We start from the raw sequence: 20,397 nt of genomic DNA on the forward strand, positions 1-20,397 counted from the left end.
GGAAACGGGCTTTTCGGTCGGGCCGCTTCTACAACGTCACGCGCTGCTTGTCTCGCCCGACGGGGCCGTAAAGGCCCATCCCTGAGGGCACCGGGAGGCGCTGGGGATCGGGCTTTGCCGGGGCCGCCTGGGCCCTCAGATCGGCCAGCTCGACCCGGGCGGCCCGGGCATCCGCCTCATGCCGGCGTGCCGCGCGCCGCCAGTGCCGCTGGCCGAACCAGACGGCGCAGCCGCCGACGATGACGCCCACGGCAGCGGCCAGGATCAGCAGCAGGAACAGCGGCAACGTGACCGACAGGGCCGGATCGGCCGCCATGAGAGGATCGAAGGAGACGGTGACGAAATGCCGGTTGGCCACGGCAAAGGTCACCAGGATCAAGCCCAGCGGAATCACGATCAGCGCGGTCAGGAACTTTCGCATCGCGATCGCTCGTCTTGAATCAAGCTTGCTGCCGCATCATGCGGCTATCAGGTAAAATCCGGACGACAGGCTTAATCGGGCGCGCCGGGATCCGGATGGTCGCGATTGAGCCGCTCGCGCATTTCCTTGCCGGTCTTGAAGAACGGAACGCTCTTCTGGTCGACGGGGACATGGGCGCCGGTGCGCGGATTGCGCCCCGCGCGTGCCGGACGATGCTTGACCGAGAAAGCGCCGAAACCGCGCAGCTCGACGCGGTCCCCGCGCGCGAGGGCCGCTACGATCTCTTCGAGAATCGCATTCACAATGTTCTCGACATCCCGCTGGTACAGATGCGGGTTGTGCTCGGCGATACGCTGAACAAGTTCGGATTTGATCATCGAGAGATAGGACCCGGAAGCGTGCGGATGACCATTTCCGTGAAAATGCGTTGATCTGTCAAGACGCTAAATGAACGTCGCGCATCGTGAAAATGCGTGACAAATGCCGAAAAAGCGGGCTGCACGGGCACCCGCGGGACGGGAAAAAGGTGCGGAACTCGCGTTGTTCCCGCCGTTTCAGGTCAATTCGACGCAGCCGGCTCCCACAGGGCCAGCATTCCATCCAGCCCGACGCGATCGACCGCCTGCACAACCCCGGTTTGCGTGATTTGATGCGCAATCGAGCCGAATCCAAGCGCTTCCAGCGTCACGGCAGCGGCCGTCTTGAGGAACGTCAGATCGCCAAAGCGTGGCTCGAGCTTGTAATCGCGTACCGAAAGACCCTTCTTGACGCCCTTCTGTTCCTCGAGCCAGGCCACGGCGGTTTTCTCGTCACCGAGCTGATCGATCAGCTTGAGACCGATCGCCTGGCGGCCGGTGAAGACGCGGCCGTCGACGACTTTTTCCAGCTGCGTGTCATCCATGCCACGGCGCTGCTTCACCAGATCCTTGAACCAGGCATAGGAATCCTTCACCAGCGCATCCAGCGCGGCCCGCGCTTCCGGGCTGGTCGGCTCAAAACCGTTGGGCGCGGCCTTCAGCGGCGTGGACTTCACCTCCTCGACCTTGACGCCGATGGTCTTCAGCAGTTCCGAGACGTTGGGAAACTGGAACAACACGCCGATCGAGCCGACCAGCGAGCTCTGCTGGGCGATGATGTGGTCGCTGGCAATCGCGGTGATGTAGCCGCCGGATGCCGCAAGGCCTTCGACCACGACGACCAGCGGCTTCTTGGCCTTCAGCCGCGTCAATGAATCATAGAGCTGCTCGGAGCCGGCGGTGGTGCCGCCGGGCGAATTGATGTGAACGATGACGGCGGCGGCCTGCGAATTCTCCAGCCGCTCCAGCGCCCGCGTGCGGTCGGCATCGCTGCGGATCAAGCCCTCGATCTGCACGCGCGCGATGGAGCCGGCGGAGACGAAGCTGCCGCGCGCGCCGGGCGTCGCAATCAGCGCAAAGCCCGCGATCGCCGCGATCGCGATCAGCGCGGCCGCCACGCGCCAGAACGTCAGCTTGCGGCGGATCCTGCGGCGATCGACGATGATGTCCGAATCGAGCGACATCTAGCTATCTCCAAATGAAAGGCCGCTGGCGTTGTGCCGTCACGATATGACCATGGGCTTGTCTCGATACATCAATTGCGGCGCAATTTGAAGAAAACAAGGCTGTGAGCGCGTAGCCCGGAGCTGCCACATCCTCCGCTGTCATCCCCCGAAGGCGGGGATCCATAACCCCAGGAGAAGTTGTCGCGCGAGTTGAGAACCACGAGTCTTCGCCAAACTCGATCTTGTGGGTATGGGTCCCGGGCTCGCGCTTCGCGCGCCCGGGGACGACAGCGGAGTATGCCGCCGCAATAAAAAAGCCCCGGCTCGCGCCGGGGCTTCGATGTCGGCAAAACCTTGGTTTTGCTTACTTGCTGTCGCGGTTCTTGAGCGCGGTGCCGAGGATGTCGCCCAGCGTCGCACCCGAATCCGAGGAGCCGTACTGCGCGATGGCTTCCTTCTCTTCAGCGACTTCGAGCGCCTTGATCGACACCTGGACCTTGCGGGCCTTCTTGTCGAACTGGATCACGCGGGCATCGACCTTCTCGCCGACGGCAAAGCGTTCGGCGCGCTGATCGTTGCGGTCACGCGCGAGCTCCGAGCGCTTGATGAAGGTCGAGAAATCGGTCCCGGTGATCTTCACCTCGATACCGCTTTCCTTCACCTCGAGCACTTCGCAGGTCACGACCGCGCCCTTCTTGACATCGCCCGGCTCGGCGAAGGGGTCGCCTTCGAGCTGCTTGATGCCGAGCGAGATGCGCTCCTTCTCGACGTCCACATCGAGCACCACGGCCTTCACCATGTCGCCCTTCTTGTAGTTGTCGATCACCTGCTCGCCCGGAAGCTTCCAGTCGAGATCGGAGAGGTGGACCATGCCGTCCACGTCGCCCTCGAGGCCCAGGAACAGACCGAACTCGGTCTTGTTCTTGACTTCGCCCTCGACCACCGAACCGGTCGGATGACCTTCGACGAAGACCTCCCACGGGTTGCGCATGGTCTGCTTGAGACCGAGCGAGATGCGGCGCTTGACGGAATCGACTTCCAGCACCTGCACGTCGACTTCCTGCGAGGTCGACACGATCTTGCCGGGGTGCATGTTCTTCTTGGTCCACGACATCTCGGAGACGTGGATCAGGCCTTCGATGCCCGGCTCGAGCTCGACGAACGCACCGTAGTCGGTGATATTGGTGACACGGCCGGTGAAGCGGGCACCCAGCGGGTACTTGGCTTCGATGCCCTGCCACGGATCGTCCAGCAGCTGCTTCATGCCCAGCGAGATGCGGTGCGTCTCGTGGTTGATCTTGATGATCTTGACCTTCACGGTCTGGCCGATCGAGAGCACCTCGGTCGGGTGGTTGACACGGCGCCACGCGATGTCGGTGACGTGCAGCAGGCCGTCGATGCCGCCGAGGTCGACGAACGCACCGTAATCGGTGATGTTCTTGACCACGCCGTCGATGACCTGACCCTCTTCGAGGTTCTGCACCAGCTCCTGGCGCTGCTCGGCGCGGGTCTCTTCGAGAACCGTGCGGCGGGACACCACGATGTTGCCGCGGCGGCGGTCCATCTTGAGGATCTGGAACGGCTGCGAGTTGTTCATCAGCGGTGCGACGTCGCGGATCGGACGGATGTCGACCTGCGAGCGCGGCAGGAAGGCCACGGCACCGTCGAGGTCGACGGTGAAGCCGCCCTTGACCTGGTTGAAGATGACGCCGTTGACCTTCTCGTTGTTCTGGAAGGCCTTCTCGAGCTTGCCCCAGCTCTCTTCGCGGCGCGCCTTGTCGCGCGACAGCACGGCCTCGCCGAGCGCGTTTTCGATGCGATCGAGGAACACTTCGACCTCGTCGCCAACCTTGAGATCGCTGTCACGGCCGGGGCCGGAAAATTCGCGCAGGGCGACGCGGCCCTCGGTCTTCAGGCCGACGTCGATGACGGCCATGTCCTTTTCAATTGCAACCACCTTGCCCTTGACGACCGAGCTCTCCTGCAGGTTGCCGCCTGCGAAGGACTCGTCGAGCATCGCGGCGAAATCGTCACGCGACGGGCTATAGGTATCAGCGGAAGTCGAAGCCATTTGTTCTCCAGTTGCGGATGTCTTGCCGGCCGTTGGGTTCAAGGGCGTATCGCGCGCGCAGTGTCGGAAGGCCCGCAAGACCTTCGAGCGACCGCTCGTTGCTCCGGCTTGAGGCCGAAACAGCGGAAGCGGGCCGGCAGAGGCCCGCGCGTTCGATACGTGGAAATCTTGTGTCCGGAGCCTGGATCGCGTCGGCCCCAAACAGGGACCTGACGTATCGACCTCAAAGAGCGGGAGCGGGCGCTTCCTCCAATGACGGCTGCGGCTTAACCCCGCGACCGGCCCGCTCGGACGGCCTCGATAATGTCGATGGCGGCCCGGACGCCGCCTTCTATATCCAGTTGGGAGTTATCTAGCAAGTAAGCATCCGGGGCCGGTTTTAAAGGCGCGATCGGCCGGTTCTTGTCGCGTTCGTCGCGCTGGATGATGTCGGCGAGCACGGCCGCCTCGTCCGCCTCCTCGCCCCTCGCCCTGGCCTCCATGGTGCGGCGGCGGGCACGAACCTTGGGGTCGGCGACGACGAAGATCTTCACGTCGGCATGCGGGCAGATCACGGTTCCAATGTCCCGGCCATCGAGCACGGCGCCGGGCGGATCGGCGGCGAATTGCCGCTGGAAATTGAGCAGGACCTCGCGAACCCTGGGGATCGCCGAGACGATTGAAGCGCCCTCGCCGGCCGCCTGGGTCTTGAGGGCGGGATTGCCGAACTTTTCGGGATCAAGCTCCAATGCCGCCGCCACCGCCGCGGCCTCGTCCCGGAGATCGGCGCCCGACTGCATCAGGGCGTAGGCAACCGCACGATAGATCACGCCGGTATCGAGATGACGATAACCGTAGTGATGCGCGAGGCGCTTGCCGAGGGTGCCCTTACCCGAGGCCGCGGGTCCGTCGATGGCGATGATCATGAAAACTCGGCCCCCAGCGAACGCATCATCGGAATGAAATCGGGGAAACTGGTGGCGATGAAGGCGGTGTCGTCGACCATCACCGGCTGATCGGACGCGCAGCCCATTACCAGCGCGGACATCGCGATGCGGTGATCCATGTGAGTGGCGACCGTGCCGCCACCAGGGACGTGGCCGCGGCCCTCGACGATCAGATCGTCGCCGGAGACGGTGACCTTCACACCGTTGACGCGGAGCATCGCGGCCGTGGCCTCCAGCCGGTCGGATTCCTTGACCCGCAGCTCCTGCAGGCCACGCATGATGGTCGTGCCTTCGGCGAAGGACGCCGCAACCGCCAGCACCAGATATTCGTCGATCATCGAGGGCGCGCGCTCCGGCGGCACCTCGACGCCGCGCAGCTTTGAGGCGCGCACGCGCAAGCGCGCCATCGGCTCGCCGGCGTCGCTGCGGACTTCGCTTTCCTCGATCAAAGCCCCCATTTCACGCAGCGTGGTGAAAAGACCGGTGCGCAGCGGATTGGTCATCACGTCAGAAAGAACTACATCGGAGCCTTCGACGATCAGCGCTGCGACGATAGGAAAGGCCGCGGAAGACGGATCGGCGGGCACGATGACGGTGGCGCCATGCAGCTCAGGCTGACCCACAAGCGAGATGCGGCGGCCGTGAGCCCCCTCGGCGATCGAGGTGATATCGGCGCCAAAATGCTTCAGCATCAGCTCGGTATGGTCGCGGCTGGCCTCGCTCTCGATGACGGTGGTGGTGCCGGGCGCGGCCAGGCCCGCCAGCAGCACCGCCGATTTGATTTGGGCCGAGGCGACCGGGGTCTTGTAGGTGATCGGCAGCGGGTCACGCGCGCCCTGGAGGGTCAGCGGCAGGCGGCCACCTTCGCCGCCGGAGATCACCTTCGCCCCCATTTTCTCGAGGGGATCGAGGATCCGGCGCATCGGGCGGCTGCGCAGCGAGGCGTCGCCATCGAACACCGCCGAGATCGGGCAGCCGGCGACGGCGCCCATGACCAGCCGGCAGCCGGTGCCGGAATTGCCGAAATCCAGCGCTGCCCTTGGCTGGGCGAAGCCGCCGACGCCGACGCCTTGGACCTTCCAGGCGAAATCGCCGGTGCGCTCGACCTTGGCGCCGAGGGCCTGCATGGATTTGGCGGTGTTGAGGACGTCCTCGCCCTCGAGCAGGCCCGTAATGCGGGTTTCGGCGACCGCCAGTGCGCCCAAAATGAGAGCCCGGTGCGAGATCGACTTGTCCCCGGGCACCCGTACTTTTCCGGTCAGGGGACCGCTCGCACGCGACGTCAGCGGTGTCGGCTTGTCGGAATGGGTCAAGATTGTGTCCTTGGATGCGCCCTTTAGGGGCTGCGGGCAGGTACCACACGGTCTCCCCGCCGTCACGAGCATGTCTTTCTCTCGTAATGCGCTATTGACAGCGGGCCGCCAACTAGCCAAGTGAAGCACCGCTTTTCAGACATTCCCAGGATTCCTCTGCCGTGGCCAAGTCCGAACTCGGAACCAAACGTATTTGCCCGACCACGGGCAAGAAGTTCTATGACCTCAACAAGAATCCGGTGATCTCGCCTTATACCGGCGAAGTCGTGCCGATCGCGCCCATCGCGCCGGCCCGTGCGACCCGCGGCAGCGCCGAATCCCGCAACATGGCTCAGGATACCGCGCCGGAGCCGGCGGAGTCGGAAGAGTTGGTCTCGCTCGAGGAGGCCGACGCCGAGGAGAACACCGGCAAGGTCAAGGCCGTCGTTCCCGAATCCGAGGACGATATCGAGGTCGACGAGACCCTCGACGACGACGATGACGACGATTCAACCTTCATTGCCGACGAGGAAGAGGGCGACGAGGACGTAACCGACATCATTGGTGATGTCGGAGGTGATGAAGAGACTTGAGATCAGTCCTGATCTGTGAAAAAGGGTGCACCGCGCGAGTCGGAAGTCTCGCGGGTCCGGAGTGATCCCCCAGGATCATCCCCACGGTTAAGGGGCCATAGCTCAGCTGGGAGAGCGCTTGCATGGCATGCAAGAGGTCGGCGGTTCGATCCCGCCTGGCTCCACCACGTTTCGCCCCTTCGGGCTACGCGTGGCGCAGCCACGAGGGGCCTAAAGGGCGAAGCGTGGTGTCCGGCGAAGCCCGCCAGGGCGAAGACGGATGAGTGACGAGACTCACCTAACGACTGCCCAGGCGCGAGCCGTCAATGTGGTACGTCTACATCCTCCGCAGCATTGAATTTCCCGATCACGAATACATCGGCGCCACGGAAGATCTGAAGCGACGGGTGCCTGAACACAACGCCGGCAGGTCCGCTCACACCACCAAGTTCAAGCCCTGGAAGCTCGTCTGGTACTGCGCTTTCCCCGAGAAGATGAAGGCCTTGGCGTTCGAGAAATATCTCAAGTCGCACTCGGGCAGAGCCTTTTCGAAAAAGCGCCTCTTAACCCCTACTCCCCAATCACCGCATTCAGCCGATCCCGCAGCGCGACGATCTCGTCCTTCATCGAGACAAGCTCCGCGACCGTGCAGTTCGAGGCCGCCAGGATCGACTGCGGGACGCTGCGCGCCTTTTCCTTGAGTGCGTGACCTTGCACGGTCAGCGCGATCAGGACCTGGCGCTCGTCCTCGCTGGAGCGCGTGCGCTTGACCAGATGCGCGGCTTCGAGCCGCTTCAACAGCGGCGTCAGCGTCCCCGAGTCCAAAAACAGCTTCTCGCCGATCTCCTTCACCGGCACGTCGTCGCGCTCCCACAGCACCAGCATGACCAGGTATTGCGGATAGGTCAGGCCGAGCCTGTCCAGCAGCGGCTTGTAGACGCGGTTGAAGGCATGCGCGGCCGAATAGACGGCGAAACAGATCTGGTTGTCGAGCCGCTGCGGATCGAGGATCGTTGATTTCCGGGCCATCTGACATCTCATGGGATTTGTCTCATTCTGGGGCCGGCCGGCCGGACATTCAATTGCGAACAATTAAATGTGAGACCTGCAAAATTCAATTGCGCACAATCTAATTGCCTGCCATATACGCGACACCCCACCCCGAAAGACCCCCGAGGAGACGAAAATGTCCGTGAACGTCCTCTACAAGACCAGCGCGAAGGCCACCGGCGGCCGCGACGGCCATGCTGCGACCCTGGATGGCGCGCTCGACGTCAAGCTCACCACGCCGAAGGAGCTCGGCGGTGGCGGCGGCGCCGGCAACAATCCCGAGCAGCTGTTCGCGGCCGGCTATGCCGCCTGCTTCATCGGCGCGATGAAATTCGTGGCCTCGCAGGGCGGCCCGAAGGTCCCGGCCGATACCTCCGTGACCTCGACCGTCGGCATCGGCCCGCGCTCGGAAGGCGGCTTCGGCCTCGACATCGATCTCGCCGTCTCGCTGCCGGGTCTTGCCCGCGCGGACGCCGAGGCGCTGGTCGCGAAGGCGCACCAGGTGTGCCCGTACTCCAACGCGACGCGCGGCAATGTCGACGTCCGCCTGACGGTCGTCTGATCCGACGGCGGATCGGCTGGCCCGAGATCCCCCTCGGGTCGGCCGCCTCCGCGAGATTTCCCACATCGCGGGATTGTGCGGCGGCGCGCATGCGGCCCTACGCGGCAGCCCATTGCTGGCATAAAAAAACCTCGCTAGGCCTGTGGTCGAATATCGACAAGGGAAGCGAAGGCATGACTGAAGCCGCCAGTTCTGGAGCAGCATTGGGCGCAATGAGCGGACTGCGCGTCATCGACCTCACGCGCGTGCTCGGCGGTCCCTACTGCACCCAGATCCTCGCCGACCATGGCGCCGACGTGATCAAGGTCGAGCCGCCCGCGGGCGACGAGGTGCGCGAATGGGGCCCTCCCTTCCACGAGGAAGACGCGGCCTATTTCATCGGTATCAACCGAAACAAGCGCTCGATCGGCCTCGATCTCGCTTCCGAAGGCGGTCGCGTCGTACTGCTCAAGATGCTGGAGACCGCCGACGTCCTGATCGAGAATTTCAAGCCGGGCACGCTGGAGAAATGGGGCATCGGCAACGATGTGCTGCGCGAGAAATTCCCGCGCCTCGTGCATTGCCGGATCTGCGGCTTCGGCGCCGACGGCCCGCGCGGCGGCAATCCCGGCTATGATGCCATCATCCAGGCCATGACCGGCATGATCGCGGCAACCGGCTCGGTCGAGAGCGGACCGATGCGGATCGGCGTGCCGCTGGTCGACATCACCACGGGACTTTATGCGGCGATCGGCATCCTGATGGCGCTGTCGGAGCGGCAGCGCTCGGGCAAGGGCCAGTTCCTGGAGACGACGCTTTACGAGGCCGGACTTGCCATCATGCATCCGCACACCGCGAATTATTTCATGCATGGCAAGCCGCCCTCGCTCACCGGCAACGAGCACCCGAACCTTGTGCCTTACGCGATCTTCCCGACCAAGACCGACAACATCTTCATCGGCGTCGGCAATGACGGCACCTTCCGTAAGCTCTGCAAGGAAATCGGCAAGCCCGAGCTCGGCACTGACCCGCGCTTCGCCCGCAACAAGGACCGCATCGCCAATCGCGAGGCGCTGCGCGCCGAACTTGCGGCCGTGTTCAGCCAGCATGAGGCCGAGCCGCTGTGCAATCGCCTGCTCGCCGCCGGCCTACCGGCAGGGCCCGTGCAGAAGATCGACCAGGCGCTGACCAATGCGCACACGATCGCGCGCGGCGATATCATCGAGAAGGACTGGTACAAGGGCGTCGCCTCGCCGATCCGGCTCGATCGCAGCAAGCCGAGCCTGCGCCGCCTGCCGCCGAAGTTCAGCCAGCACTCCCAGGAGGTGCTGGGCGAGTTCGGCTACTCAAAGGCGGACATCGACGCGATGATCGCGAAAGGTGTAGTCTGCGGCCCCGAGCGCAAGCGCTAGGGCCTTACCTCCTCATCAAACATGCCGCAGTGCGGCGGGGGCACGCATGTGCACCGCCAACGGATGCGGCTGCGCGCGGGCGCGTTCGCCTATTTGCTGGCTTCCCTTTTCCAGCGCTTGCCGCTTTCGTTTCGGCCGCTTACACAGTCATGTGAACGTCATATGGCGCTGCTAGCGCAAGCGCTTCTTTTTGACGGCCAAAGGACGGCCAAGGGAGGTTTACTTGATGGCTCTTCGACATTTTGGAGCGGCTGCCGCTGTTGCACTCACGCTGGGTCTGGGCGCTTCGCCTGCGCTGGCCGTCACTGAAATCCAGTGGTGGCACGCGATGACCGGCGCGAACAACGACGTCATCGTCAAGCTCGCCAACGACTTCAACGCATCGCAGAGCGACTACAAGGTCGTCCCGACCTACAAGGGCAGCTATCCCGACACCATGAACGCCGGCATCGCGGCGTTCCGCGCCGGCAATGCCCCGCACATCATGCAGGTGTTCGAGGTCGGCACCGCGACCATGATGGCCGCGACCGGCGCCGTGAAGCCCGTTTACAAGCTGATGCAGGAAGCCGGCGAGAAGTTCGATCCCAAGGCCTATCTGCCTGCGATCACCGGCTACTATTCGACCTCGAAGGGCGAGATGCTGTCCTTCCCCTTCAACTCCTCGTCGACCGTCATGTGGGTCAATCTCGACGCATTGAAGAAGGCCAATATCGCAGCGGTCCCGAAGACCTGGCCGGAAGTTTTCGAGGACGCCAAGAAGCTGAAGGCTGCTGGCTATGCGACCTGCGGCTTCTCCGGCTCGTGGGTCACCTGGGTCAATCTCGAGCAGCTCTCGGCCTGGCACAACGTGCCGCTTGCGACCAAGGCCAACGGCCTCGACGGCTTCGACACCAAGCTCGAGTTCAACGGCCCGCTCCAGGTCAAGCACCTCGAGAACCTCGTCGAGCTGCAGAAGGACAAGACCTACGATTACGCCGGCCGCACCAACACCGGCGAAGGCCGCTTCACGTCAGGCGAATGCCCGATCTACCTGACCTCGTCGTCCTTCTTCGGCAACGTCAAGGCGCAGGCCAAGTTCGCCTTCACCGCCGCGCCGATGCCGTACTATCCTGACGTCAAGGGCGCGCCGCAGAACTCGATCATCGGCGGCGCCTCGCTCTGGATCATGGGCGGCAAGTCGGCCGAGGAATACAAGGGCGTCGCGAAATTCCTGACGTTCCTCTCGGACACCGACCGCCAGGTCTGGATCCACAAGGAATCGGGCTATCTGCCGATCACCAAGGCGGCCTACGAGAAGGCCAAGGCCGAGGGCTTCTACAAGGATCAGCCCTATCTCGAGACCCCGCTGCTCGAGCTGACCAACAAGGAGCCGACCGAGAACTCCCGCGGTCTGCGCCTCGGCAACATGGTCCAGCTGCGTGATGTCTGGTCGGAAGAGATCGAGCAGGCGCTGGCCGGCAAGAAGACGGCGAAGCAGGCGCTGGACTCCGCCGTCGAGCGCGGCAACACGATGCTACGTCAGTTCGAAAAAACCGCGACGAAGTGAGGCGATTAGCGGCAGGCCGGTAGTCCGGCCTGCCGCTCACCCGGCACCATGCAAAAGCAGGCCATTTTCAAATCAAAGCTATTGCCTTACGCGCTGGTTGCTCCGCAACTCGCGGTCGTCCTGATTTTCTTCTACTGGCCGGCCCTGCAGGCGGTGATTCAGTCCTTCCTGCTCCAGGACGCCTTCGGCCTGTCGACGAGCTTCGTCTGGTTCGACAATTACATCGAGCTGTTCCAGGACCCGGCTTACTTCGAGTCGATCATCCGGACCTTTTTCTTCTCCTTCGCGATCGCGGTGTCGTCACTGTCCTTCGCGCTGCTGCTCGCGGTGATGGCGGACAAGCCGCTGCGTGGCGTGATGCTTTACCGCACGCTCCTGATCTGGCCGTACGCGGTGGCGCCGCCCGTCGTCGGTGTGCTCTGGATCTTCATGCTGCATCCCTCTCTCGGTGTACTCGCGCGTTACCTGCGCGCCGCCGGCATCGACTGGAATCCGCTGCTCGACAGCAACCAGGCCGCGACGCTGATCATCGTTGCCGCAGCGTGGAAGCAGATCTCGTATAATTTCCTGTTCTTCCTCGCAGGCCTGCAAGCCATTCCGAAAAGTGTGTTCGAGGCCGCCGCGATCGACGGCGCGCGCCCGATGCGGCGGTTCTGGACCGTGACCTTCCCGCTGCTGTCGCCGACCATCTTCTTCCTCCTGGTCGTCAACATCGTCTACGCCTTCTTCGACACCTTCGGCATCATCGACACCATGACCCGTGGCGGTCCGGGAACGTCGACGGTGACGCTGGTCTACAAGGTCTATTCCGACGGCCTGCTCGGCGGCAATCTCGGCAGCTCGGCGGCGCAATCGGTGATCCTGATGATCCTCGTCATCGTGCTCACGGGAATTCAGTTCCGCTTCGTCGAACGCAAGGTGACCTACTGATGGTCGAGCAAGAGGGCATCCGGCGCTACCTCGCCCACATCATCCTCTGGATCGGGATCGCGATCGTCGCCTTCCCCGTCTACATCGCCATCGTCGCCTCGACTCAGGACAACGCGCTGATCGCCAATGGCCAGATGTCGCTGCTGCCCGGCGGCCACTTCTTTGAAGTCTACTACCAGACCATCTTCGTCGGCACGAGCGGCTCGACCCGCGAGCCCGTGGCCAACATGATGCTCAACTCGCTGATCATGGCGCTGCTGATTGCGGTCGGCAAGATCGCGATCTCCATCATCTCGGCCTATGCGATCGTCTATTTCCGCTTTCCGCTGCGGATGCCGATCTTCTGGCTCATCTTCATCACCTTGATGCTGCCGGTCGAGGTGCGCATCTATCCGACCTACAAGATCGTCGCCGATCTGCACATGCTCGACAGCTATGCGGGGCTGGCGCTGCCGCTGATCGCATCGGCCACGGCGACGCTGCTGTTCCGCCAGTTCTTCATGACGGTGCCGGACGAATTGCTCGAAGCCTCGCGCATCGACGGCGCCGGCCCCTTGCGCTTCTTCTGGGATACGCTGTTGCCGCTGTCCCGCACCAACATGGCGGCGCTGTTCGTCATCCTCTTCATCCTCGGCTGGAATCAATATCTCTGGCCGCTGCTCATCACCACCCGCGACGACATGCAGACCATCCAGGTCGGCATCCGCAAGATGATCACGACAACCGACGCACTGACCGAATGGCCGATCGTGATGGCGACCGCCGTGCTGGCCATGCTGCCGCCGGTGTTCGTCGTCGTCGCCATGCAGAAACTGTTCGTGCGCGGCCTGGTCGAGACGGAAAAGTAAGAAGCGAGTTTCTATGGCCAACGTCACCCTGCGCAACGTCCGCAAGACCTACACCGGCGGCTTCGAGGCCATCAAAGGCGTCAACGTCGATGTCGCAGACGGGCAGTTCTGCGTGCTGGTCGGACCAAGCGGTTGCGGCAAGTCCACGCTGCTGCGCATGGTCGCAGGCCTCGAGACCGTGACCGGCGGCGAGATCGACATCGGCGGCCGCGTCGTCAACGAGATCGAGCCCGCCGATCGCGACATCGCGATGGTGTTTCAGAATTACGCGCTCTACCCGCATATGAGCGTCTTCAACAACATGGCTTACGGCCTGCGCAACCGCGGCATGGCGGAAGCCGAGATCAAGACCCGCGTCGAGGAAGCCGCGCGCGTGCTCGAGCTCTCCGCCATGCTGGAGCGCAAGCCGCGCCAGCTCTCCGGCGGCCAGCGCCAGCGCGTCGCCATGGGCCGCGCCATCGTGCGCCAGCCGAAGGTATTTCTGTTCGACGAGCCGCTCTCCAATCTCGATGCCAAGCTGCGCATCGCGATGCGCGTCGAAATCCGCAAATTGCAGCGCCGGCTCAACACCACATCGATCTACGTCACCCACGACCAGTTGGAGGCGATGACGCTCGCCGACATCCTCGTCGTGATGAATGGCGGCCAAGTCGAGCAGGTCGGCAACCCCCTTGCGATCTACGAGAAGCCGGCAACGACCTTCGTCGCCTCCTTCATCGGCGCGCCGCCGATGAACCTGATGTCGACGCGCACGGACGAGATCAAATCGCAGCTCGGCGGCAGCGCGGGCGAGGCCGGCATCCTCGGCATCCGCCCGGAGGATTTCGTCATCACCGACCAGACGCCATCAGGCGGCGTCGCGTTGTCCCTGACCGTGGAAGCGATCGAGCGCGTCGGCGCCGAGACTTTCGTCTACGGCTCCCGCGAACAGGAAGACCAGCGCGTCGCGGCCACCCCGGGCGAGCTGCCGCCCGGCGAGGTCATCGTCCGCATTCCCGGAACCGAGGCTCCTGCCATCGGCCAGAAGATCCGTGTCGCAGCTATCCACTCCAAGCTGCATCTGTTCAGCGGCGACGGCCGGACGCGAATCGAGGCCTGAATTCTTCCGGAGGGCGGCCGAACGGCAAAGGTCGCGAAAACAACCCCATGCACAGTAGACGGGGTTCTGTTTTCGTTGAGGTAATTCGCGCGCAGAGCTTCATGACCGGGCAACGCCGGAAGCTGTGAATCCACAGCCCTCCGCTACGTCCTTGAACCCGCACAGGGATATGCCCATATTGCTGACCAAGGGGTGCCTCCATCGGGCCCCGAAACACCAAAGTCGCTTTCCGCGAGGACTTTGTAAACTATGTCTCGTGTTCCCACGCTCTCCAGTCCGTTCCTTCTGGGCTTCGACGAAATCGAGCGCGTGCTCGACCGCGTCGTCAAAGGCGCCGACGGCTACCCTCCCTACAATATCGAGAGGTGTGATCGATCGGACGGCCAGCCCGAGCGCTTGCGCATCACGCTGGCGGTCGCCGGCTTCACCCGCGACCAACTCGATGTAACCATTGAGGAAAACCAGCTCGTGATCCGCGGGCGGCAGCAGGACGACAAATCCCGGCAATACATCCATCGCGGCATCGCCGCGCGCCACTTCCAGCGCACGTTCGTGCTGGCCGAGGGGATGCTGGTGCTGGGTGCGGATCTGAAGAACGGGTTGTTGTCGATCGACCTCGCCCGGCCCGAACCGGAGAGGATCGTTAAGACAATCGCTATCAATGAGCACGAATAATGGAACGAGTAGCGGACTCGACCGCTTAGTTCGTTAGAGGAGTCGAGACCATGAGTGAAGGTCACGTTGCGTTCGAATACGAAGCCAAGAACGTCTCGCCCGAGACGCTGGCAACCCTGGGCGAAGGCCATATCGCCTATGTGAAGCAGATCCGTTCCGAGGACGTACCGGACCTGTTCCCCGAGGCGCCGAAGATTGCGCCCGGCCTCAAGCTGTTCGCACTCCACGCCGCCGACGGCACGCCGATCATGTTGACCGACAGCCGCGAAGCCGCGATCGCCAACGCCTGGAGCAACGAGCTGCAAGCCGTCAGCGTGCACTGAGCGCGCGCTCTCCGGACGAAGTGAGTTTCAAACGGGCATGCCTTCAGACGAAGGCATGCCCGTTTTTCGTCTTGAGAGATGATGTTTCGGCATTGCTGTCGCGAGCGCTGCAAACCACCCAGAATCCTCCATGAACCCGGTCACCTCCTGGGACCGGCGCAGCTCTGAACACTTGCATCCGCCAGCGCCTCGAATACGGCCGGCGTGCGTTGCAGGCGGGCGATCGTTCGCGCGCCTTCGAGGGCGGCGACCAACGCGGCTGCGGTCGAGGATGCGCGCGCGGGCGCGAAACCGCATCCTCGAAAATGCTCCACGATAACCTCGGTTGAATCAATAAATCCGCGCGCGACCCGCTTGGTCAGATCAGCGTCGAGTGCAGGAAGCTCGTTCGCCAGATTCTGCATGAGACATCCATACTGGAAATCGGAGGCGATCATTTCGGCCGCGAACGTACTGAAAATCTCGCGAACAAACTTCAGGGCATCGCCGGCCGTATTCGCCGAGATGTTTCGCAAGACCGCGATTCGGCTCGCCACGTAATGATCGATTGCTTCCTCCGCGAGCTGCGCCTTGCCGCGCGGAAAGTGAAAGTAGAACGATCCCTTCGGCGCGCCGCTTTCCTCGATGATCTGGGTCAATCCAGTCGCCGTGTAGCCCTGGATGCGAAACAGTCGTTCGGCGGTGGCAATCGCGCGAGCGCGGGCATCAGTCTTGCGTGGCATGCCGTGAGCGTAACACCTCTCGCTTGACGTTACTATGGTGATCGATATAGTATGGCGATCACCATAGTAACCAGCGTCTCTTTGTCATGCGCCATCCAGTCAGTCCCAAGCCAGCGGCGTCCCGACGAGCCGTCCTGACGATGGGCGCGGCCGGCCTGGTCGCGACTTTACTTCGACCGGCCCGCGCGAACCCCATGGGAGAAACAGGTTTGGCCACCTCAACATATGGCGCGGGAACGCTTCCCAAGGGTGTCCGCTCGCGCATGATCCATGAGATCAACGGCCTCGATGTCCATGTTCTCGAGGCCGGTTACGAAAGTCCCGGCCGGCCACTTGCGCTGCTGCTGCATGGCTTTCCGGACTTGGCTTACGGCTGGCGGCACCTCATCCCGATCCTGGCGGACGCCGGGTACCATGTCGTGGCGCCCGACCAGCGGGGATTTGGCCGTACCACCGGCTGGGTGAATAGCTATGACGCCGCTCTCGGACCCTTCAGCCTCCTGAACATGACGCGTGACGCGATCGGGCTGGTTTCGGCGTTGGGGTATCGACGCACGGCAATGCTCGTCGGGCACGACTTCGGCTCGCCCGTCGCGGCCTATTGTTCGCTGGCGCGACCTGACGTCTTTCCCTCGGTGGTGCTGATGAGCGCACCGTTCCCCGGTCCGCCGGCGTTTCCGTTCAACACCGCGAACAGCGAAGCATCGCAGGTGCAACCGAGCAGTGAGAATCAAAAGTTGGCGGCCGCGCTGGCGGCGCTCGATCCGCCGAGAGCGTATTACCAACAATATTTGAGCACGCGGGCCGCGAACGATGACATGTGGCACCCGCCACAAGGCTTACATGCGTTTCTTCGCGCATTTTTCTACGTCAAGAGCGCCGACTGGCCGGGAAACAAGCCGCATCCGCTGAAGTCGCGAAGCGCCGTCGAACTTGCACGAATGCCGACCTATTACGTCATGGATCTCGGCAAGACGATGCCCGATACCGTCGCTCCATTCCAACCCTCCGACGCCGAGGTCCAGGCCTGCAAATGGCTCACCGAGCCGGAGCTTGGCGTGTACACGGAGGAATATGACCGCACCGGCTTTCAAGGCGCCCTGCAGGCATATCGGGTCTATTCCGATCCTGATCTGAACGCCGAGTTGCGCATGTTTTCGGGCAAAACGATCGATGTCCCCTCGCTTTTCATCGGCGGCATGAGCGATTGGGGCACCTACGCGGCGCCGGGCGCGCTCGAACTGATGAGGACGAAGGCGACAACGAGGATGGCGGGCATCGAGCTGATCGACGGCGCCGGTCATTGGATCCAGCAGGAGCAGCCGCTTCGTCTCAGCATGCTCCTGCTCGCCTTCATCAAGGGGGCGGGTGGACCGGCCAATCATGTTGACCGACAGCCGTGAAGCCGCTGTCGTCAAGGCCCGGTGCAGCGAGTTGCAAGCGGTGAGCGTGCACTGAAGCACGCTCCGCGTGAAGAGAGATTTGGCAGGCCTTCGCAGGAAGGCGTGCCCGTTTTCTTTTTGAGCGGTGGATCGCCTGCTCTCTCTGCGTCATTGCGAGCGCAGCGAAGCAATCCCTGGATTGCTTCGTCGCACCAGCGCAAAATTGTTTTGCAATTTTGTCGCGGGCTCCTCGCAATGACGGTATGGAGAGACCCGTGCTCGACCACCTGCGCCTCGCGCGAGCCGCCCAGGCGAGCCCTATCAGGTCAGCCGCACACGGATATCAGGCTTCAGCACCTTACCCACCTTGGAGCGCGGCAGATCGTCCCACACTTCGATCTGCTCCCAGTCATTGCGTGCGTAGCGAAGCGATCCAGACCACCTCTACCGAAAGATTCTGGATTGCTACGCTGCGCTCGCAACGACGGCGTATGAGGCGGCAGCGCCTCTCTCGCGCATCATTTCAGAAACCCGAGCCCTTCGCGCGCCGTGTTCATGGCCTCTTTGTCGGTCGGCGGCAGCGCGAGTACGCTGTTGAAATCCGCGCGCGCACGCTTGGAGTCGGACATCATCATGTAGAGCAGGCCGCGATTGGCCAGAGTATCCTGGTTGTTCGGATCGATTCGAAGCGCCTCGTTGTAGTCTGCGAGCGCGCGATCGTGCTCTCCCAATTCGCGATAGGCGGCGGCCCGACGTTTGTACGGCGTCGCATTCGTCGGCTGCAGCCTGACCGCTTCGTCGCAATCGGCAACGGCGCGTTTATCGTCACCCATCTTGTGCCACGCGAGAGCGCGGGCGAGGTAGGCACTGAGGAAGGTCGGAGCGATCCTCGTGACCTCGTCAAACTCCCGAATGGCAGCCTCGGCCTCGTCCTTTTTCAGGAAGACGACGGCCCGGCAGTAATGGCCGCCGGCCTTGTCGGGCTCCAGACGCACCGAACTGTTGCAGTCGTCGAGAGCTGCGTCGAGCTCGCCTTTACGGGCATGGATGTTGCTCCGCAGCTCGTAAGGCGCCGCGGCGGCCGGGTTGCGCTGCATGGCTGCGGTGTAATCTGCGACCGCGCGATCGGCATCGCCCTTCGCTTCGTACGCTTCGCCCCTCCTGAGGAGAGCAAAATAGGCTTGCTTGGGATTGCGCTCGATGGCCTCGGTGAACCCGGCGATCGCGAGATCGAAATCGCCCTTGTTGAAATATTCGAGCGCACGCGATGTGTAAGACGGTCCGTAGGCGGGATCGAGGCGAATGGCGTCGTTGTAGTCGGCCATGGCGCGATCGCGATCGCCTTTGGCGGAATAAGCGCGTCCGCGGCAATTGTAGGCGCGCCCGAAATTCGGATCGATCCGGATCGCGGCGTTGCAATCCTCGAATGCACGATTCCAGTCCCGCTTGAGATAGTAGGCTTCGCCGCGCAGCTCATAGGCCGTCGCGTTGGTCGGATCGGTCGCGATGATCTCGGTCTTCTCGGCGATGACGCGGTCGTTCGACGCATCGTCAGCGTGGGCCACAACGCTTGCGGCAATCGTGACTGAGCAAAGCAGACCGAAAGCCCGACCGATCGAACTGCAAATCATGTCTCGAGATCCTGCCCCGCAGCGGCCGAGAATTCGATACCCACCTCTCCCCGACCGGAGAGCCGGATTATCTCGTGAGACCATAACCCCCCACCCGGATCGCATCTTCGATGCGCTCCGACCTCTCCCTACGGGAGAGGTGGGCACCGACCGCAAAATAAGTCGCAGACGGCGTAGTGCGGGTTCGACGGGGCGGAAGGTTACGCCGCGGTTGCCGGCGGCAGGGCCAGCACCGAATAGATCGCCTGGGCATCGCGCGAGGCGCGGAGCTTCTTGGCGATGTCCTGGTCGCGGAGCAGGCGGGCGATGCGGGCGAGCGCCTTGAGATGATCGGCGCCGGCGCCTTCGGGGGCGAGCAGCAGGAAGACGAGATCGACCGGCTGGCCGTCCATCGCCTCGAAGTCGATCGGGCGGTCGAGCCGGGCGAACAGGCCGAAGATCTTTTCGAGCTTGGGCAGCTTGCCGTGCGGAATGGCGACGCCGTAGCCGACGGCGGTGGTGCCGAGCTTCTCGCGCTGGAGCAGCACCTCGAACACCGAACGCTCGTTCTGGCCGGTCAGCTCGGCGGCCTTGGCCGCGAGTTCCTGGAGCGCCTGCTTCTTGCTGTTGACCTTCAATGCCGGGAGAATCGCCTCGGGCGCGACCAGATCGGTAATCGGCATGGAAGTCTTCCGAGGTGAATGAAGCCGTCAGGTTCCGAATTGGCCAACTTGATAGACCAAGCTGGGCCGGCGTCAATAACATGAAGCAGGAGGCGCACTTAGCCCCGTTCCTGATGTGGGGCGCTTCTACTCCAACGCAATCCCGGTGCCAACTGCCGCGTGCGGCTTTGCCCCGGTCATTGTTAAGGGCTGTGGTTGTTACGGGGCCGGTTTCGATCCTAATCGCCCGCTTTGCCGTCCGGTTTGGCACCCGGCGGGTCGATCCAGCCGACATTGCCGTCGGCCCGGCGGTAGATGATGTTCACCCGGCCCGAGGAGCCATGCTGGAATACCAGGCAGGGTGCCCCGCTGAGGTCGAGTTCCATGACGGCCTCGCTGACCGACATCTGTTTCAGCGACGTGGTGGCCTCGGCGATGATCACGGGGCTGTAGCCGGTGACCTCGTCCTCGTCGTCCGCCTCGCCAGGGGCTTCCAGCACGTAACTGGTGGCGTCCAGGGCAGCCAGAGCGGCGGAGGCGACATGGGCCTTGCGGGCCGAGCGGTCCTTCAGCCGGCTCTTGTAGCGTTTCAGCCGCTTCTCGATCATGATCAGCGCCTGGTCGGCGCTGGCATAGGCGTCCGGCGCGTTCGAATCGGCCTCGAGCGTGATGCCCGAATCCAGATGCAGCGCGCAGTCGGTGCGGAAGCCGAAGCCGTCCTTGGACAGCGTGATGTGGCCGGAATAATTGCCGTCGAAATATTTGCGCAGGACCTCTTCAGTCCGGTCGGTCA

21 protein-coding genes, 1 tRNA gene and 2 pseudogenes are annotated in these 20,397 nt (G+C 63.2%); 13 read left to right on the forward strand and 11 right to left on the reverse strand.

Annotated elements, in window-relative coordinates:
• Nucleotides 1–28: 28 nt before the first annotated feature.
• The 6 genes from IF809_RS13120 to aroA all read right to left on the reverse strand — a co-directional run bounded on the left by IF809_RS13120 (nucleotide 29) and on the right by aroA (nucleotide 6,253).
• Nucleotides 29–421 (reverse strand): lipopolysaccharide assembly protein LapA domain-containing protein, encoded by a 393-nt coding sequence (locus IF809_RS13120; protein ID WP_128963128.1) that lies wholly within the window; start codon nucleotides 419–421, stop codon nucleotides 29–31.
• 71 nt (nucleotides 422–492) lie between these two features.
• Entirely contained in the window at nucleotides 493–798 is a 306-nt protein-coding gene (locus IF809_RS13125; RefSeq protein ID WP_007598410.1) for an integration host factor subunit beta, read from the reverse strand.
• Nucleotides 799–980: 182 nt separating this feature from the next.
• Nucleotides 981–1,961 (reverse strand): signal peptide peptidase SppA, encoded by a 981-nt coding sequence (sppA, locus tag IF809_RS13130; protein ID WP_128963129.1) that lies wholly within the window; start codon nucleotides 1,959–1,961, stop codon nucleotides 981–983.
• Nucleotides 1,962–2,307: 346 nt separating this feature from the next.
• Nucleotides 2,308–4,014, reverse strand: coding sequence for a 30S ribosomal protein S1 (rpsA, locus tag IF809_RS13135; RefSeq protein WP_164938351.1), 1,707 nt, complete (start codon nucleotides 4,012–4,014; stop codon nucleotides 2,308–2,310).
• A gap of 266 nt (nucleotides 4,015–4,280) precedes the next feature.
• Nucleotides 4,281–4,919, reverse strand: coding sequence for a (d)CMP kinase (gene cmk, locus IF809_RS13140; RefSeq protein ID WP_128963131.1), 639 nt, complete (start codon nucleotides 4,917–4,919; stop codon nucleotides 4,281–4,283).
• Nucleotides 4,916–6,253: a 3-phosphoshikimate 1-carboxyvinyltransferase gene (gene aroA / locus IF809_RS13145; RefSeq protein ID WP_462837772.1), complete on the reverse strand. Its 1,338-nt coding sequence runs from the start codon at nucleotides 6,251–6,253 to the stop codon at nucleotides 4,916–4,918. The genes cmk and aroA overlap by 4 nt, the downstream gene beginning before the upstream one ends.
• Before the next feature lie 161 nt (nucleotides 6,254–6,414).
• Here aroA and IF809_RS13150 point away from each other — a divergent pair, with 161 nt between their 5' ends.
• From IF809_RS13150 to IF809_RS13160, 3 genes and pseudogenes are all read left to right on the forward strand, one after another.
• Complete coding sequence (locus tag IF809_RS13150; protein ID WP_128963133.1) at nucleotides 6,415–6,825, forward strand: TIGR02300 family protein; 411 nt, start codon at nucleotides 6,415–6,417, stop codon at nucleotides 6,823–6,825.
• A 91-nt stretch (nucleotides 6,826–6,916) separates the two neighbouring features.
• A tRNA-Ala gene (locus IF809_RS13155) sits at nucleotides 6,917–6,992 on the forward strand.
• A gap of 138 nt (nucleotides 6,993–7,130) precedes the next feature.
• Nucleotides 7,131–7,376, forward strand: a pseudogene (locus IF809_RS13160) (GIY-YIG nuclease family protein); the annotation flags it as partial.
• On the opposite strand, the gene IF809_RS13165 reads toward IF809_RS13160, so the two are convergent.
• Nucleotides 7,375–7,833, reverse strand: a complete 459-nt coding sequence (locus IF809_RS13165; RefSeq protein WP_462837773.1) for a MarR family winged helix-turn-helix transcriptional regulator — start codon at nucleotides 7,831–7,833, stop codon at nucleotides 7,375–7,377. The pseudogene IF809_RS13160 and the gene IF809_RS13165 sit on opposite strands and share 2 nt — an antisense overlap.
• Nucleotides 7,834–7,990: 157 nt before the next feature.
• Between IF809_RS13165 and IF809_RS13170 the strand changes: the two genes are divergently transcribed.
• From IF809_RS13170 to IF809_RS13205, 8 genes are all read left to right on the forward strand, one after another.
• Entirely contained in the window at nucleotides 7,991–8,416 is a 426-nt protein-coding gene (locus tag IF809_RS13170) for an organic hydroperoxide resistance protein (protein ID WP_128963135.1), read from the forward strand.
• Nucleotides 8,417–8,589: 173 nt separating this feature from the next.
• Nucleotides 8,590–9,807 (forward strand): CaiB/BaiF CoA transferase family protein, encoded by a 1,218-nt coding sequence (locus IF809_RS13175; RefSeq protein WP_462837774.1) that lies wholly within the window; start codon nucleotides 8,590–8,592, stop codon nucleotides 9,805–9,807.
• 226 nt (nucleotides 9,808–10,033) lie between these two features.
• Nucleotides 10,034–11,353, forward strand: coding sequence for a sn-glycerol-3-phosphate ABC transporter substrate-binding protein UgpB (gene ugpB / locus IF809_RS13180; protein WP_128963137.1), 1,320 nt, complete (start codon nucleotides 10,034–10,036; stop codon nucleotides 11,351–11,353).
• Between the two features lie 48 nt (nucleotides 11,354–11,401).
• Entirely contained in the window at nucleotides 11,402–12,283 is an 882-nt protein-coding gene (ugpA, locus tag IF809_RS13185; RefSeq protein ID WP_128963138.1) for a sn-glycerol-3-phosphate ABC transporter permease UgpA, read from the forward strand.
• The gene (gene ugpE / locus IF809_RS13190) at nucleotides 12,283–13,131 is read left to right on the forward strand and encodes a sn-glycerol-3-phosphate ABC transporter permease UgpE (RefSeq protein WP_128963139.1); all 849 of its coding nucleotides are present in this window, start codon (nucleotides 12,283–12,285) and stop codon (nucleotides 13,129–13,131) included. Before ugpA ends, ugpE begins: the two co-directional genes overlap by 1 nt.
• A 13-nt stretch (nucleotides 13,132–13,144) precedes the next feature.
• Nucleotides 13,145–14,230, forward strand: coding sequence for a sn-glycerol-3-phosphate import ATP-binding protein UgpC (locus IF809_RS13195; RefSeq protein WP_462837775.1), 1,086 nt, complete (start codon nucleotides 13,145–13,147; stop codon nucleotides 14,228–14,230).
• Nucleotides 14,231–14,479: 249 nt separating this feature from the next.
• The gene (locus IF809_RS13200) at nucleotides 14,480–14,905 is read left to right on the forward strand and encodes an Hsp20 family protein (protein ID WP_028133593.1); all 426 of its coding nucleotides are present in this window, start codon (nucleotides 14,480–14,482) and stop codon (nucleotides 14,903–14,905) included.
• 50 nt (nucleotides 14,906–14,955) lie between these two features.
• Complete coding sequence (locus tag IF809_RS13205; protein ID WP_035704148.1) at nucleotides 14,956–15,228, forward strand: BQ00720 family protein; 273 nt, start codon at nucleotides 14,956–14,958, stop codon at nucleotides 15,226–15,228.
• 140 nt (nucleotides 15,229–15,368) lie between these two features.
• On the opposite strand, the gene IF809_RS13210 is transcribed toward IF809_RS13205, so the two are convergent.
• A complete protein-coding gene (locus tag IF809_RS13210; RefSeq protein WP_462837776.1) occupies nucleotides 15,369–15,950 on the reverse strand; it encodes a TetR/AcrR family transcriptional regulator in 582 nt (193 codons plus the stop codon).
• 263 nt (nucleotides 15,951–16,213) lie between these two features.
• Here IF809_RS13210 and IF809_RS13215 point away from each other — a divergent pair, with 263 nt between their 5' ends.
• Both IF809_RS13215 and IF809_RS13220 read left to right on the forward strand, forming a co-directional pair.
• A complete protein-coding gene (locus tag IF809_RS13215) occupies nucleotides 16,214–17,353 on the forward strand; it encodes an alpha/beta fold hydrolase (protein WP_462837777.1) in 1,140 nt (379 codons plus the stop codon).
• Nucleotides 17,328–17,408 (forward strand): annotated as a pseudogene (locus IF809_RS13220) (DUF1150 family protein); the annotation flags it as partial. The gene IF809_RS13215 and the pseudogene IF809_RS13220, both read left to right, overlap by 26 nt.
• Nucleotides 17,409–17,850: 442 nt before the next feature.
• Here the strand turns inward: IF809_RS13220 and IF809_RS13225 are convergent.
• From IF809_RS13225 to IF809_RS13235, 3 genes are all read right to left on the reverse strand, one after another.
• Nucleotides 17,851–18,897: a tetratricopeptide repeat protein gene (locus tag IF809_RS13225; RefSeq protein WP_462837778.1), complete on the reverse strand. Its 1,047-nt coding sequence runs from the start codon at nucleotides 18,895–18,897 to the stop codon at nucleotides 17,851–17,853.
• 266 nt (nucleotides 18,898–19,163) lie between these two features.
• Nucleotides 19,164–19,625, reverse strand: coding sequence for a PTS IIA-like nitrogen regulatory protein PtsN (ptsN, locus tag IF809_RS13230; RefSeq protein ID WP_008141251.1), 462 nt, complete (start codon nucleotides 19,623–19,625; stop codon nucleotides 19,164–19,166).
• A gap of 218 nt (nucleotides 19,626–19,843) precedes the next feature.
• Nucleotides 19,844–20,397 (reverse strand): ribosome hibernation promotion factor (locus tag IF809_RS13235; protein WP_462837779.1); only part of this gene is annotated, 554 nt, incomplete at its 5' end.

Source organism: Bradyrhizobium sp. UFLA06-24 (assembly GCF_054967145.1).